The sequence below is a fragment of the Bradyrhizobium sp. SZCCHNRI3043 genome, from assembly GCF_032377735.1.
In the GTDB taxonomy this organism is placed as follows: Bacteria; Pseudomonadota; Alphaproteobacteria; order Rhizobiales; family Xanthobacteraceae; genus Bradyrhizobium.
Map to the genome: position 1 here is coordinate 273,401 of NZ_JAUHID010000003.1, position 14,681 is coordinate 288,081.

At 64.6% G+C, this 14,681-nt stretch carries 17 protein-coding genes; 2 read left to right on the forward strand and 15 right to left on the reverse strand.

The window, feature by feature from the left end; translation table 11 throughout:
* Positions 1-6: 6 nt before the first annotated feature.
* Entirely contained in the window at positions 7-810 is an 804-nt protein-coding gene (locus QX124_RS10055) for a response regulator (RefSeq protein WP_315713838.1), read from the reverse strand.
* Between the two features lie 196 nt (positions 811-1,006).
* Here QX124_RS10055 and QX124_RS10060 point away from each other — a divergent pair, with 196 nt between their 5' ends.
* Positions 1,007-1,243 (forward strand): NepR family anti-sigma factor, encoded by a 237-nt coding sequence (locus QX124_RS10060; RefSeq protein ID WP_315734569.1) that lies wholly within the window; start codon positions 1,007-1,009, stop codon positions 1,241-1,243.
* On the forward strand, positions 1,244-1,792 hold the full coding sequence (locus QX124_RS10065; protein WP_006612137.1) for a sigma-70 family RNA polymerase sigma factor: 549 nt from the start codon (positions 1,244-1,246) through the stop codon (positions 1,790-1,792). It begins immediately after the preceding gene.
* Positions 1,793-1,929: 137 nt separating this feature from the next.
* On the opposite strand, the gene QX124_RS10070 is transcribed toward QX124_RS10065, so the two are convergent.
* The 14 genes from QX124_RS10070 to urtB all read right to left on the reverse strand — a co-directional run bounded on the left by QX124_RS10070 (position 1,930) and on the right by urtB (position 14,570).
* Positions 1,930-3,585: an HWE histidine kinase domain-containing protein gene (locus QX124_RS10070; RefSeq protein ID WP_315797059.1), complete on the reverse strand. Its 1,656-nt coding sequence runs from the start codon at positions 3,583-3,585 to the stop codon at positions 1,930-1,932.
* 296 nt (positions 3,586-3,881) lie between these two features.
* A complete protein-coding gene (ureG, locus tag QX124_RS10075; protein WP_315797060.1) occupies positions 3,882-4,505 on the reverse strand; it encodes an urease accessory protein UreG in 624 nt (207 codons plus the stop codon).
* Between the two features lie 69 nt (positions 4,506-4,574).
* Positions 4,575-5,303, reverse strand: a complete 729-nt coding sequence (locus tag QX124_RS10080; RefSeq protein WP_409997685.1) for an urease accessory protein UreF — start codon at positions 5,301-5,303, stop codon at positions 4,575-4,577.
* Complete coding sequence (locus tag QX124_RS10085) at positions 5,284-5,901, reverse strand: urease accessory protein UreE (protein ID WP_315775469.1); 618 nt, start codon at positions 5,899-5,901, stop codon at positions 5,284-5,286. Before QX124_RS10085 ends, QX124_RS10080 begins: the two co-directional genes overlap by 20 nt.
* Positions 5,902-5,928: 27 nt before the next feature.
* Positions 5,929-6,228: a putative quinol monooxygenase gene (locus QX124_RS10090; protein ID WP_315734580.1), complete on the reverse strand. Its 300-nt coding sequence runs from the start codon at positions 6,226-6,228 to the stop codon at positions 5,929-5,931.
* A 47-nt stretch (positions 6,229-6,275) separates the two neighbouring features.
* Positions 6,276-7,991: an urease subunit alpha gene (gene ureC / locus QX124_RS10095; RefSeq protein ID WP_315775470.1), complete on the reverse strand. Its 1,716-nt coding sequence runs from the start codon at positions 7,989-7,991 to the stop codon at positions 6,276-6,278.
* A gap of 54 nt (positions 7,992-8,045) precedes the next feature.
* The gene (locus QX124_RS10100) at positions 8,046-8,585 is read right to left on the reverse strand and encodes an HD domain-containing protein (protein ID WP_315797061.1); all 540 of its coding nucleotides are present in this window, start codon (positions 8,583-8,585) and stop codon (positions 8,046-8,048) included.
* Between the two features lie 4 nt (positions 8,586-8,589).
* On the reverse strand, positions 8,590-8,895 hold the full coding sequence (locus tag QX124_RS10105; RefSeq protein ID WP_315775472.1) for an urease subunit beta: 306 nt from the start codon (positions 8,893-8,895) through the stop codon (positions 8,590-8,592).
* A gap of 131 nt (positions 8,896-9,026) precedes the next feature.
* Positions 9,027-9,329, reverse strand: coding sequence for an urease subunit gamma (locus tag QX124_RS10110; RefSeq protein ID WP_015669637.1), 303 nt, complete (start codon positions 9,327-9,329; stop codon positions 9,027-9,029).
* Positions 9,330-9,377: 48 nt separating this feature from the next.
* Positions 9,378-10,214: an urease accessory protein UreD gene (locus QX124_RS10115; protein ID WP_315797062.1), complete on the reverse strand. Its 837-nt coding sequence runs from the start codon at positions 10,212-10,214 to the stop codon at positions 9,378-9,380.
* Positions 10,215-10,274: 60 nt separating this feature from the next.
* Positions 10,275-10,970 (reverse strand): urea ABC transporter ATP-binding subunit UrtE, encoded by a 696-nt coding sequence (urtE, locus tag QX124_RS10120; RefSeq protein ID WP_315734594.1) that lies wholly within the window; start codon positions 10,968-10,970, stop codon positions 10,275-10,277.
* Between the two features lie 111 nt (positions 10,971-11,081).
* On the reverse strand, positions 11,082-11,843 hold the full coding sequence (gene urtD, locus QX124_RS10125; protein ID WP_315783679.1) for an urea ABC transporter ATP-binding protein UrtD: 762 nt from the start codon (positions 11,841-11,843) through the stop codon (positions 11,082-11,084).
* A 4-nt stretch (positions 11,844-11,847) separates the two neighbouring features.
* Positions 11,848-13,011 carry an urea ABC transporter permease subunit UrtC gene (gene urtC, locus QX124_RS10130; RefSeq protein ID WP_315797063.1) on the reverse strand — a complete coding sequence of 388 codons (1,164 nt, stop codon included), beginning with the start codon at positions 13,009-13,011 and terminating at the stop codon, positions 11,848-11,850.
* A complete protein-coding gene (gene urtB, locus QX124_RS10135) occupies positions 13,008-14,570 on the reverse strand; it encodes an urea ABC transporter permease subunit UrtB (RefSeq protein WP_409997686.1) in 1,563 nt (520 codons plus the stop codon). The genes urtC and urtB overlap by 4 nt, the downstream gene beginning before the upstream one ends.
* Between the last annotated feature and the right edge of the window lie 111 nt (positions 14,571-14,681).

A 14,681-nucleotide genomic window follows, 5' to 3' on the forward strand; every position in this document is an offset into this window, starting at 1 on the left:
ACCTGATCAGGCCGCCGGCTTCGGCATCCGGTTGCGCGAGTTGCGCTGGAAGAAAAGAGCCTGGCTGGCGACTGCCGACACCATGGCCGGCTGGAACGGCTTGGAGATCAGGAACGCCGGCTCGGGCCGCTCACCGGTGAGGAAGCGCTCCGGATAGGCGGTGATGAAGACCACCGGAACCTCGAAGGTGCGCAGCAGCTCGTTCACGGCATCCAGGCCGGACGAACCATCGGCGAGCTGAATATCAGCCAGGATCAGACCGGGCTTCTTGTTCTTGGCGAGAGCCACCGCGTCGGCATGGGTTCGCGCCACGCCGATGACGTTGTGGCCGAGATTCTTGACCAAGCTCTCGAGGTCCATCGCGATGAAAGTCTCGTCCTCGATGATCAGCACATCGGTAGCGATTTCGGCGGCGAGCTCCCGTCCGGCGGCATCCGCCAGCCGGCGGGTTTCGGCAACGTCGATATCGAGGATGAAGGCCACTTCCTCCTCGGGGAAGCCTTCGAGCGAGAGCAGCAGGAACGCCTGGCGGGGTAACGGGGTGATGTTTGACAGCCGCCGCTCCGGCGGCATCGGCAGGGTCGCCACTTCGGCGTCGTCGTTGAGGGCCACCGAGTTCCAGATCTGCGTGAACAGCCGGAACAGCGCAGCCCGCGGTCCATAACGCTCGTCCAGCAGAGCCGGATCCTGAATCAGGGCCTCGAGCATCGCTCCGACATAGGCGTCTCCGGAACCCTGGCTGCCAGTGAGGGCCCTCGCATACCGGCGCAACAGCGGCAAATGTTCAGCAACAAGCTGTGATCGGCTCATCCCCACTCCATTCGGTCATCTGGGCTTCCCGCCCGGGTTCCATCATGGGCTGATTACGCCCGAACCGACGAAAAGTTCCCCAAACCCGTGGAACTTTTGTCGCCCCGTCGCATTAGTTCCCGGCAGACCCTCTCGGTGGCGAGAATAATTCTTGAAGCTTCAGGGACTTAACTCTCGGGGAAACGTGGAAAAGGTCATGAAAGATGTAAAGTCTCAAGCCAGCAAGAATGCGGCACCGCGCAAGCCCGGCGGACTGAACGCGGAAATTCAATCCAGGATCGGTCATCAACTCCGCGCGATGTACGACGACGTCGTCCGTCAGGGAGTGCCGGACCGCTTCGCGGAGTTGGTGCGGAAGCTTGATGCGCCGGCAGCACAGTCCCACGTGGAAAACGGCGGGGGATCCAACGACCAAACCGACGGGAGGGAGTGAATGCCTCTCACTGATTCCTTGCGGGACGATATCCTCGCGGCCGTCCCCAGCCTTCGCGCATTTGCGATTTCCTTAAGTGGTAACAGCGATCGCGCCGACGACCTGGTGCAGGAAACCCTGCTCCGGGCGCTGGCCAACATCGACTCGTTCCAACCGGGATCGAATCTGCCTGCCTGGCTGTTCACGATCCTGCGCAACCTGTTCCGCTCCGACTACCGCAAACGCCGGCGCGAAGTGGAAGATGCCGAAGGCAACTACGCCAAGACGCTCAAGACGCATCCCTCGCAGGGCGCGCATCTTGAGTTCGAGGAGTTCCGTGCGGCACTCGAGAAGCTGCCTCAGGACCAGCGCGAGGCACTGATCCTGGTCGGTGCATCGGGCTTCTCCTACGAGGATGCGGCAGCGATCTGCGGCTGCGCGGTGGGCACCATCAAGAGCCGCGTGAACCGCGCGCGCTCGAAGCTGGCAGCGCTGCTCTATGTCGAAGGCGCCGAGGATTTCGGCCCCGACGAGACCGTGCGGGCGGTGATCGGCGGCAGCGGCGGCTGATCAGCCAAGCCGTCGCAAACAAGCCAGCAAAGAGGCGGCTCCCGAAAGAGCCGCCTCTTCTTGTTGTTGAACTTTGTTGAACAGTTACGCCGGGCATCGTGCGCCTTGATATCCTGTTCACTGACGAGCCCGGCGAGCTATCGCGGCGGATGCACCGGCGCGGAGAACTGCTCGGTGCGATCGCGCTCGGTCATGTCGATGACGGTCTCCATCGGAGCGGTCAGCTCATAGACATAGCTCGCCTCGGTGAAGAAGCGTTTTGACGTGCCACCGAGTGCTTCCGGCGCAACGCGATCGAGTAGGATCAGTCCGAAATCGCTGTCGGGCCGCCGCGTCGCTTCACTGGTATTCAATTCCTCCCAACGGAAGTGGAAGACGGCATTCGGCTCTTCGCCCGTCACCTCCCATCTGGCGGTGATGTGCGGGTGCTTTCCCACCAGCGAGAGGCCCTCGTCCGAGTGCGAGGCGAGTTCGAAGAACAGCAGCGAAAGGCTCTGCGCGGCACGCGCGCTCACGGTGATGTCGGGTCCGTTGACCGCAATCCTCTCGGCATGCGGGATGGCGCGAGCTTCGAACAGCCCGCGCAGCTGCACGCCTTGCCACTGGCTCTCGCTGAGCAGCGTGACGACGTTCGACATCGCATGGATCCGCCCGATCAGCAGCTCGCGCGCGACGTCCATGTCGCTGCCATGACGCAGCGTTCGCGTCACGATGGACTGGATCACCGCCAGGATGTTCTTGACCCGGTGGTTCAGCTCGTCGATGACCGCCGTCAGTCGGCGCTCGAAGCCGATCCGCACCTGGATTTCGCGGCTCAGGCGCAGATTGTTGTAGGCGACGTAGCCGAACAGGCCGCAGATGATGCCGGTGAGCGCCATCCCGATGACGCCGACGATCGCCGCGGTCTGTTGCGCACGCCGGACCGCATTGCTCTTGGCGTAATAGACCAATGACCAGTCGTGATTGCCGAAGGCCACGGTGCGGGTCGACGACGGAGCAGGATCGTCCGGCCCGCGGGTCCGGCTCGTCACCGCTCCCTGATCATTGGCAACCAGCTCGTCCGACGCGTTGCGCGGGTCCTTCAACGCCACCGAGAACAACGACAGATCGTCATTGGTAAGCAGCAGCGGCCCGATCTCGTACGAAAAGGTCACGAAGCCCGCCGGTGCAGTGGCGCCTTGCGGGACGACCGGGGCTGCCAGCACGATCCCGATCGGACCATCGCTCCGCACCAGCGGAGTGGGATCGGACGCAACCGGCTTGCCCTCAGCCATGGCCCGCGCGAGCATCGGTCCGACAATCGGCTGCCGGTCGAGGGCAATACCGGGAAGCTTGGAGGTCTCGGCATTGCGTGGCTCGAGATCCATTAAAACGTCCAACGGACGATCGACGTTCGGCCCCAGCGGCGTGTCATCGAAATTGCGAATGGTCGGATTCGGGAAGCCGGCCTGGCGCAGCTCGGCTTGCGCAATGGGAAGCTCATCCGGCCGCAGCCGTGCGATCCACGACGCCACCAAGAAGTCGGTCTTGAACGCGTAGATCGACGATCGCAGCGGCTCCAGCATATTGGCCTTGATCACGGAGGGAGCGCGGAACAGCCCGGAGGCCACCCGGGCCAGCAGCTCACGTTCGGTCAGCCGGTCCTGCACCAGGCTGGCATGGACGTCGATGGCGCGGGCCAGCGCAATGCGATCGAGCGCCAGCTCCTGGTCGTGTACGCGGTAGGCAGCCAAGCCGGATAGCGCCGTCCCGAGCAGCGCGATCAAGCCGATGATGACACCCAGCCGGAGCACTCGTTTACTCTGAGGTAAAGGGTTGGTGGCGAAGGAGACGAGTCATCCAATAACCGGGCCTGCAACTCAAGGACGCACCTCGGGGCGACGGGAGCGATCGGAGCGATCAGCGGAAAGCGATCCCAGGATACCGGCCGTCCATCGGCCGCCGAGACGCCTTGAGCAAGGCGCACCCCGGGCCGAGGCAACACCCAGGGGCTCAAGTTGTTCCGGCCGGTTGAGGCTTTTTTGCGTCTGCCGTTGCAGCAGATACCTCGCGCAACGAAGAACGGTGCGACGCAGATCGGTCCCCGCGCTCACGCCGACGGCTTGAGACCACCCTTGGCTTCGATGAAGCCGATGATCCGGTCAAGCCCCTGGCTCTGCTTCAGGTTGGTCATGACGAAGGGCCGTGCGCCGCGCATGCGCTTGGCATCCGTCTCCATCTTCTCCAGAGAAGCGCCCACATGGGGCGCCAAGTCAATCTTGTTGATCACCAGAAGGTCGGAGCGGGTGATACCCGGCCCGCCCTTCGACGGGATCTTGTCGCCCGCCGCAACGTCAATGACATAGATCGTGATGTCGGCCAGTTCCGGCGAGAACGTTGCCGCGAGGTTGTCGCCGCCGGATTCGATCAACACCAAGTCGAGCCCAGGAAACTTCGCGCGCATGTCGGCCACGGCTGCGAGGTTCATGGACGCGTCCTCGCGGATCGCGGTGTGCGGACAGCCGCCGGTCTCCACGCCGGCAATACGATCCGGGGTCAGCGATCCCGAGCGAACGAGAAACTCCGCGTCCCACTTGGTGTAGATGTCGTTGGTGATCGCGGCGATGTCGTAGTTCTCCCGCATCGATTTGCACAGGAGATCCATCAGCGCAGTCTTGCCGGACCCGACTGGGCCACCGACGCCGACGCGGAGCGGACCGTGAGACGATGCCATGTCATCTACCCTTCTATCGTTCGCGCGACCGCGCGGAGCCGTGATCGGAGCAACCCTTGCCCCGCTTCATCACGACCGAAACAGCCTTGTATATTGCGTCTCGTGATGAAGGCTGGCGAGATCGGCGCGGAATGTTGCGCCGCCGATGTCGTCGAGCGAGGCGAACAGAGCGCGGTCCGCCGTCGCGGCGACGACAGGTTCCAATGCGGCGAGCACGCGCTGGCTGTCGGTCTGCCCCAACGGTACGAGACGGCTGCCGGCGGAAATCCAGTTCGACGTGACCGCGTGCAGAAAGCCGTGCAGCAGGGCCGCCAGAGGAACGCCATGAAGCGCGCCGACCAGCCCCACGGCGACCGGGTAGACGATCGTCTCGCATTGCGCCACCGCCTCGTCGAGACCTGCGCTGTTCCAGGCTGACCGTGCGATCTCGACGAAGGCACGGCCCTGCGCGGTGGTTTCGAGCTGACGTTCGCGCGACGGTACGAAAGCCGCCGCGAGCTCGGCCACCTCGCGGAGGCTGGTCCTGTCGTCCAGCTCGACCGCGCGATACGCGTGCGCGAGGAAAGCCGCATCGCAGAAGCCGGAGCCATTGGTCAGCATCGTCGCAAGCCAGCCGCGCAGCCCCGCCGCATCGCCGATGTCGCCCGCCTCGACGGCCCATTCGATGCCGCTCGAATAGGAGAAGCCGCCGATCGGAAACGCCGGCGACAGCCACGTCAGCAGCCGATACAGCGCGGCCGAATCCGCGGCGCTGATCGAGGCCGGCCGAAGCTCCGGCTCATTTGTGCTCGTGAGCATGGGAATGACCGTGATCGTGATGGTCATGGCCGCAGTGCTCGTCATGCACGTGATGATCATGCGCGTGGCCGTGGTCATGGCCGTGATGCGCATGATCGTGCCCGGCATGATCGTGATGATGATCGTGGCCGTGGTGATCATGATCATCATCGCCATGCGCATGGCTCGGCTCGGCGTAAGCACCGCCTTCCGGATCGAACGGCGCCTCGATCTCGATGACACGCGCGCCGAGACCCTTGACCATGGCCTCGATCACGTGGTCGCGGCGGATGCGCAGGCTCTTGGCCAGGATCTGCGTCGGCAGGTGCCGGTTGCCGAGGTGCCAGGCCAGCCGCACCAGGTGATGCGGATCAGCGGCGCGGATCTCGAGCAGCGGCTCGGCCGCCGCGACGACCTCGATCAGCCGGCCGTCCTCCAGCACCAGCGCATCGCCACCGCGCAGTGCGGTGGCGTGCTCGAGGTCGAGCAGGAACTCCAACCCGCGCGTTCCGGTCATGGCCAGCCGCCGCCGATGCCGGTCGTCGAAATCGAGCAGGACGGAATCGGCGGCAGCCTCTTTCCAACGATGCTGCCCAAACACGCGTGTCGCGCGGATCATGCTGAAACCCTCATTCTCTTTTTCCGCTCAGCGGACATCGACCTTCTCAGGCGTGATGATCTCGATCTTCGGCGGGGCCGACATGCATTTGACCGCGACGCGCCCGAACGTCTTCATGTGCTCGGTCGCGCGGTGCGGCACCAAGGCCTCGGCGTTCTCCCACTGCTCGACGAACACCATCTTGCTCGGATCGGTGACGCTCTCATGCAAATCATAGGCGATATTGCCGGGTTCTTTGCGGGTCCCCGCAATGCAGGCGGTCGCAGCGGCGATGAATTCCGCACGGGTTTCGGGCTTGATGGTCAAGGTGGCAACGACATAGATCACGAACTCGTCCTCCCGGTACTTTTCTGGTTCTGGTACCGGGCGGAAGCTTAGTACATGAAGTAGCGCTGCGCCATGGGCAGCACCTCGGCCGGCTCGCAGGTCAGGAGCTCGCCGTCGGCGCGCACCTCATAGGTCTCCGGATCGACCTCGATGTTCGGCGTCGCATCGTTGTGGATCATGCTCTTCTTCGAGATCCTGCCGCGGGTGTTCTGCACTGCGTAGAGCTTCTTCGAAAGGCCAAGCTTGCGGGCGAGTCCGCCGGTGACGGCCGCCTTCGAGGTGAAGATCACGGACGATGCCGTCAGCGACTTGCCGAAGGCGCCGAACATCGGCTGGTAATGCACCGGCTGCGGGGTCGGGATCGAGGCGTTGGGATCGCCCATCGGCGCGGCGACGATGGTGCCGCCCTTGATGACACAGTCCGGCTTGACGCCGAAGAAGGCGGGCGACCACAGCACGAGGTCGGCGAGCTTGCCCTTTTCGACCGACCCGATCAGCTTCGACACGCCATGCGCGATCGCCGGGTTGATCGTGTATTTAGCGATGTAGCGCTTGACGCGGAAATTGTCGTTGTCCTTGCCCTTGTCTTGCGGCAGCGCGCCGCGCTGCTTCTTCATCTTGTCGGCGGTCTGCCACGTCCGGATGATGACCTCGCCGAGCCGGCCCATCGCCTGCGAATCCGACGACATCATCGAGAGCGCGCCAAGATCGTGCAGGATGTCCTCGGCCGCGATCGTCTCCTTGCGGATGCGGCTTTCGGCAAAAGCGAGATCCTCGGCGATCGACGGATCGAGATGATGGCACACCATCAGCATGTCCAGATGCTCGTCGATGGTGTTGCGCGTAAACGGTCGCGTCGGGTTGGTTGACGACGGCAGCACGTTCTTCAAACCAGCGACCTTGATGATGTCGGGCGCATGACCGCCACCAGCGCCTTCGGTGTGGAAGGCGTGGATGGTGCGGCCCTTGAAGGCCTTGATGGTGTCCTCGACGAAGCCGGATTCGTTGAGCGTGTCCGAATGCAGCATCACTTGGACGTCGTAGTCGTCGGCGACCGAGAGACAATTGTCGATCGCAGCCGGCGTGGTGCCCCAATCCTCGTGCAGCTTCAGCGCGCAGGCGCCGGCCTTGACCATCTCGACCAGCGCGGCCGGGCGCGATGCGTTGCCTTTGCCGGAGATGCCGAGGTTCACCGGGAACGCGTCGAACGACTGCATCATCCGCCCGATGTGCCACGGGCCGGGCGTGCAGGTGGTCGCGAAGGTCCCGTGCGACGGGCCGGTGCCGCCGCCGAGCAGCGAGGTGACGCCAGACATCAGCGCGTGCTCGATCTGCTGCGGGCAGATGAAGTGGATGTGGCTGTCGAAGCCGCCGGCGGTGAGGATCTTGCCCTCGCCTGCGATCACGTCGGTGCCCGGGCCGATCACGATGGTCACGCCGGGCTGGATGTCCGGATTGCCGGCCTTGCCGATCGCAGAGATCATGCCTTCCTTGATCGCGACGTCGGCCTTCACGACACCCCAGTGATCCACTATCAGCGCATTGGTGATGACCGTGTCGGCAGCGCCCTGCTTGTTGGTCGCCTGCGACTGGCCCATGCCGTCGCGGATCACCTTGCCGCCGCCGAACTTCACCTCCTCGCCGTAGGTGGTGAAGTCCTTCTCGACCTCGATGATCAGGTCCGTGTCGGCGAGCCGGACCTTGTCGCCGGTGGTCGGGCCGAACATGTCGGCATAGACGGAACGCTTGATCTTGACGGACATCGATGGCCCCCACTCAGCTCTGCTTGTCTTGATTTCGAGACGCTGGCGAACCGCTCACAGCGTCCCCCGCGCGTTGGCAACCGTCTCGTCGAACAGCGCATCGAGCCGCGCGTTCACGCCGCGGCAGCCGGCGACGACCTGCTCGGCCCAGCCAAGATACTCCATCAGCTCCAACTGCTGCTCGAGGTCCGGCTCGAAGAAGATGCGCGCGCGGATATTGCTGATCTTGTCGGCGATCTTGATCTGCTTAGCACCAGCCGATTTGCCGGGAGCCGCGATAACCTGGACCGCGCGCCGCTCGCTCTTCAGCAGGGTCATGTCGTCGGTGACCTCCTCCACCATCCCGGCGACGCGCGGGCCGAAGCGCTGCGTCAGCTCGTCGTGGGTGGTGTCGGTGTCCTCGATGGTGTCGTGCAGCCAGCCGGCCGCGACGAGCTCGGCGTCCTCGCCGTCGCAGGTTGCCGACAGGATGTTCGCGACCTCGGCGAGATGATTGATGTAAGGCTCCTCGTCGCGGCCCTTGCGCTGCTGGCCGGCATGACGGCGCGCCGCCAGTTCGGCGGCTTCGGAGACGAGGCGTAATCCGGTCAGCATCGGCTTACAACTTGCCCATGACGTCGCCGCGGAAGCCGTAGACCATGCGCTTGCCGGCAAGCGCCACCAGTTGCACGTCGCGGGTCTGGCCAGGCTCGAAGCGCACCGCCGTGCCGGCGGCGATGTCGAGCCGCATGCCGCGCGCTTTTTTCCGGTCGAACTTCAGCGCCGGATTGGTCTCGAAGAAGTGGTAGTGCGAGCCGACCTGGATCGGGCGGTCGCCGGTGTTGGCGACCGAGAGCGTCACGGTCTTGCGGCCGGCATTGAGCTCGATGTCGCCGTCCTGAATGAAGAGTTCGCCGGGGATCATGAGTTACCTCGCAGGTTTCCACTGCGTCATGGCCGGGCTTGACCCGGCCATCCACGTTTTTCCATTCAGATCGAACAGCGTGGATGCCCGGGTCAAGCCGGGGCATGACGACCGAAAGAGTTGGGCTCGCTTCACCGGATCGGCTCGTGCACCGTGACGAGCTTGGTGCCGTCCGGAAACGTCGCCTCGACCTGGATGTCATGGATCATCTCGGGGATGCCGGGCATCACCTGGTCGCGGGTCAGGACCTGGGCGCCGGCCTGCATCAGCTCGGCCACGGTGCGGCCGTCGCGCGCGCCTTCCAGGATGAAATCGGAGATGATCGCGACCGCCTCGGGATGGTTCAGCTTGACGCCGCGCTCGAGTCTGCGGCGCGCCACGATGGCCGCCATCGAGATCAAGAGCTTGTCCTTTTCGCGGGGAGACAGGTTCATGCGGACTCTCTGGTGATCGTCTTCTGGTATTCGTCGGTTTGTAAACGTCTAGTTGAGCCACAACCGCGGCAGCGGTTTATTCGAAGCACAGCCGAGCACCGCCATCATGTCGGCGCGCAGACTCGCGGCATCTTGGGCACAGAAGCGCACCATTGCAAATCCATTCCAGGCCGACAGCCCGGCCTCGCCCCGGAAGGCCGGCAGGCTCTCCCTGATACGCTCGACCAGCGCGGCGTCCCCGGGCACGATAAGCGCGGTCCCGATCGCCGCGCCGCCCTTGGCGATGGCGGGCTGCGCAAGCTTTGCGCCGATGTCGCCGTCGAGGCGGATCGTTTCGGCGAACACGAGCTTACCGCCGCGCCGAACCCGCCAGCGATCGACGAACTCGCCCTCCCGCATCGTCTCCCCCATGGCTGTGCGCCCGAACACGACGATCTCGCAGAGCAGGAGGGAGGCGGTATCGGCAAGGTCGATGTCGATGCGGCGATGGATACGGGCGCGGTCGAACAGGATGGTCTCCTGCGGCAGCCAGGAGATGTGCGCGTTCGCCGCGGCCGTCAGCGCAATGTCGAGCTCCGCCGGCTTTCCGGCCGCGCGGTAGACCTTTTCCGCTGCGGCGCTCGAGAGCGTCACGCGGCTGTCTTCGCCGGCCGCGACCTCGATTGCGAAACGATCGCCGCCGGCGATTCCGCCCGCGGTATTGACGAACATCGCCGACAGACTGTCGTCCTCGGGCGAGGGAAAGCGCACCCGCAGCGAGCCGGATTCATGCAGATGATGACGCCGCGTCATGCCGTCCTGCAGCCGCACGTCGAAGCGCACCGCGCCGCGGGCGCGGTTGGCCTCGAAGATGTCGGCGGCGGCGTTGGCGGGATCGGCCCGCATCGATCCCCTCCCCCTGGGACCAGACGCGGGGCGAGTCCGCGTCGAGAAGCTACGTGATGATCAGAGCGCCATCTGGCGGCTGATCTCGGCCGGATCGAGGTTGGCGCGGGTGCAGGTAAATTTTACCGCGCCGCGATCCATGACCGCGAAGTTGTCGCCGAGTTCGCAGGCAAAGTCGAGATACTGCTCGACCAGCACGATCGCGATGTTGCCGAGATTGCGCAGATACGAAATCGCCCGGCCGATGTCCTTGATGATCGAGGGCTGGATGCCCTCGGTCGGCTCGTCCAGCAGCAGGACCTTTGGCCTCATCACCATGGCGCGGCCGATCGCGAGCTGCTGCTGCTGGCCGCCGGAGAGATCGCCGCCGCGCCGACCGAGCATCGATTCGAGCACCGGAAACAGCGAGAACACGTCATCGGGGATGCTGCGGTCGGCGCGCTTCAGGGGGCCGAAGCCGGTCTTGAGGTTCTCCTCGACCGTCAGCAGCGGGAAGATCTCGCGGCCCTGCGGCACGAAGCCGATGCCCTTGCGCGCCCGCTCATAGGGCTTGAGATGGGTGATGTCGGCGCCGTCGAAGGTGATGGTGCCGGAGGCCAGCGGATACTGCCCGACCAGCGCCCGAAGCAGCGAGGTCTTGCCGACGCCGTTGCGGCCGAGCACGCAGGTGACCTTGCCGGGCTCCGCCGCGATCGAGACGCCGCGCAGCGCCTGGGCGGCGCCGTAATAGAGGTTGATGTTGTCGACGGTGAGCATCAGCGACCTCCGGCCGCTGATGGGCGAATGGCGAATGGCGAATAGCGAATAGATTGAATTCTCTGCGTCATCGTCCCTTGCCCTATTCGCTACTCGCCATTCGCCGGCCGACTAACGGCCCAGATAGACCTCGATCACCCGCTCGTTCGACGACACCTGATCGATGGTGCCCTCGGCCAGCACCGTGCCTTCATGCAGGCAGGTGACCTTGACGCCGAGCTCGCGAACGAAGGTCATGTCGTGCTCGACGACCATGACGGTATGATCCTTGTTGATTTCCTTGAGCAGCTCGGCGGTCTGATGCGTCTCGACATCGGTCATGCCGGCGACCGGCTCGTCGACCAGCAGGAGCTTCGGGTCCTGCGCCAGCAGCATGCCGATCTCCAGCCACTGCTTCTGGCCGTGCGACAGGCTGCCGGCGAGCTTGCGCCTGAGGTCCTTGAGCCGCACGGTTTCGAGCACCTTGTCGATCTGCTCGGCTTCGCTTCTCGATCCGCGCCAGAACAGCGTGCCCTTGACGCTGTGGTCGACATTGAGGGCGAGCAGCAAATTGTCCTCGACCGACTGGCTCTCGAACACCGTCGGCTTCTGGAACTTGCGGCCGATCCCGAGCTCGGCGATGCGGGTCTCGTCGAGGCGAGTGAGATCCGTCTTGCCGTCGAACAGCACCGTACCCTCGTCGGGCTTGGTCTTGCCGGTGATGATGTCCATCATCGTGGTCTTGCCGGCGCCGTTCGGGCCGATGACGGCGCGCATCTCGCCGGGCTCGAGCGTCAGCGAGAGATTGTTGATGGCGTGGAAGCCGTCGAAGGAGACGTGCACGCCGTCGAGATAGAGCAGCGACGACGTCGCGCGGGTATCCATCACGTTCATGCGCTCACTCCGCCATCTTGGGTTCGGTGACGCCGTCCTCGCGGGCGGCGCTCTCGGCGTTGGGCGTCTTGGTGCCGAGTTGATCCCACCACGTATTGAACGTGCCGATGATGCCCTTGGGCAGCAGCAGGGTGACGAGCACGAACAATGCGCCGAGCATGAACAGCCAGTACGGTGCCAGCACGCCCGAGGTGAAGAACGTCTTGGCGTAGTTCACGACGACGGCGCCGAGCGCAGCGCCGACCAGCGTGCCGCGGCCGCCGACCGCGACCCAGATCACGGCCTCGATCGAATTGCCGGGCGCGAACTCGGATGGGTTGATGATGCCGACCTGAGGAACGTAGAGCGCACCGGCGACGCCAGCCATGCACGCCGACAGCGTGAACACGAACAGCTTGTAGGACTCGACGCGATAGCCGAGGAAACGCGTCCGCGACTCGGCGTCGCGGATCGCGATCAGCACCTTGCCGAGTTTCGACGACACCACGGCCCGGCAGATCAGGAAGGCGAGAATGAGCGCGACGCAGCTCAGCGCGAACAAGGCGGCACGGGTGCCCTCCGCCTGGACGTTGAAGCCGAGGATGTCCTTGAAGTCGGTCAGGCCGTTGTTGCCGCCGAAGCCGAAATCATTGCGGAAGAAGGCGAGCAGCAGCGCGTAGGTCATCGCCTGGGTGATGATCGACAGATACACGCCGGTGACGCGCGAGCGGAAGGCGAGCCAGCCGAAGCAGAAGGCGAGCAGGCCGGGCACCACGAGCACCATCAAAGCTGCGAACCAGAACATGTCGAAGCCGTGCCAGTACCAGGGCAGCTTGGAATAGTTCAGGAACACCATGAAGTCCGGCAGGATCGGATTGCCGTAGACGCCGCGGGTGCCGATCTGGCGCATCAGATACATGCCCATCGCATAGCCCCCGAGCGCGAAGAACGCGCCGTGACCGAGCGAGAGGATGCCGCAATAACCCCAGATCAGGTCGATGGAGAGCGCCAGGATGGCGTAGCAGACATATTTGCCCCACAGCGCGACCAGATAGGTCGGCACCTGCAGCGCCGAGCCGGCCGGCAGCAGCAGGTTGGACAGCGGGATCAGGATGCCGCAGGCCGCAACGATCAGCACGAAGATGGTCGCGGCGCGGTCCAGCGACCTCGTCAGCATATGCGGCATCATGCTTCCACCGCCCGGCCCTTGAGCGCGAACAGGCCGCGAGGGCGCTTCTGAATGAACAGGATGATCAGCACCAGGATCGCGATCTTGCCGAGCACGGCGCCGGCGACCGGCTCCAGGAACTTGTTGGCGATGCCGAGCGTGAAGGCGCCGACCAGGGTGCCCCAGAGATTGCCGACCCCGCCGAACACCACGACCATGAAGGAATCGATGATGTAGCTCTGGCCAAGGTTGGGGCTGACATTGTCGATCTGCGACAGCGCCACGCCGGCGATGCCGGCGATGCCCGACCCCAGCCCGAAGGTGAGCGCATCGACGCGCGAGGTGGCGATGCCCATCGACGCCGCCATGCGCCGGTTCTGCGTCACGGCGCGCATTTCCAGACCGAGCGCGGTGTAGCGCAGCATCGCGAGCAGGATCGCGAACACGGCCATCGTGAAGCAGAGGATCCAGAGCCGGTTATAGGTGATGGTGATCTGGCCGAGCTCGAACGCGCCGCTCATCCAGGAGGGATTGCCGACTTCGCGGTTGGTCGGGCCAAACGCGGAGCGCACCGCCTGCTGCAGGATGAGCGAGAGGCCCCAGGTCGCGAGCAGCGTCTCGAGCGGCCGCCCGTAGAGGAAGCGGATGATGGTGCGCTCGATCAGCACGCCGATGGCTCCGGCCACCAGGAAGGCGAGCGGCGCGGCAATCAAGAGCGAGTAGTCGAACAGCGCCGGATAGCTGGTGCGGATGACCTCCTGGACCACGAAGGTGGTGTAGGCGCCGAGCATCACCATCTCGCCATGGGCCATGTTGATGACGCCCATGACGCCGAAGGTGATGGCAAGCCCGATGGCGGCCAGCAGCAGCACCGAGCCGAGCGACAGGCCGTACCAGGCATTCTGCACGCCGGACCAGATCGCGAGCGAGCTCTGGATCGAAGCGATGGCACCTGCCGCGGCCTTGGCGACGCTTGCGGGCTGATCGCCACTGCTGATCTCGGTGAGCAGCGCCAGCGCCTCCTGGTCGCCGCGCGCCTTCACGGTGGCTACCGCTTCGAGCTTGTCCACCTCGCTGGCATCGGACTTGAACAGGAGAATTGCGGCGCGGGCCTCGGCGAGCGCCTGCTTGACCGAACGATTGGTTTCCTTGGCGAGCGCCGTTTCCACCGTCGGCAGCGTCGCCTCGTCATGCGATTTGAACACCGACTTGGCGGCTGACAGCCGCGTGTTCGCGTCGGGCGACAGCAGGGTCAGACCGCCCAGCGCGGCGTCGACGCTGCGGCGCAGGCGGTTGTTGAGGCTGACCGCCGCGGCGTTGTCGGGCAGCTTTTCGACGGTGGCGCCGGTGGCGGCATCGATGATCTTGCCGTCGGTCCGCTTGACATAGACCTTCTTGGTGTCGGCATCGAACATCAGCCGCTCATCCTGCAGCGCACTGATGATCGGATAGGCCAGCGGATTGCCCGACACGGCGATCTCGCCCACCGCATCATCGGTATCGGAGAAATCGTCGTTGGCGAACTTGACGACGGACTCTTCGAAGCTGGCCGCGAATGCAGGCGCGGCGACGGCAATCAGGACAATAGAAAGAAGAAGGCTGCGAAGAATCGCGCGAGCAATTGCAGGCACTGGACCACCCCGGCAGGAGGAAGTGAGAAGGCGGCGCTATCCACCGCCTTCTCCAGTCGT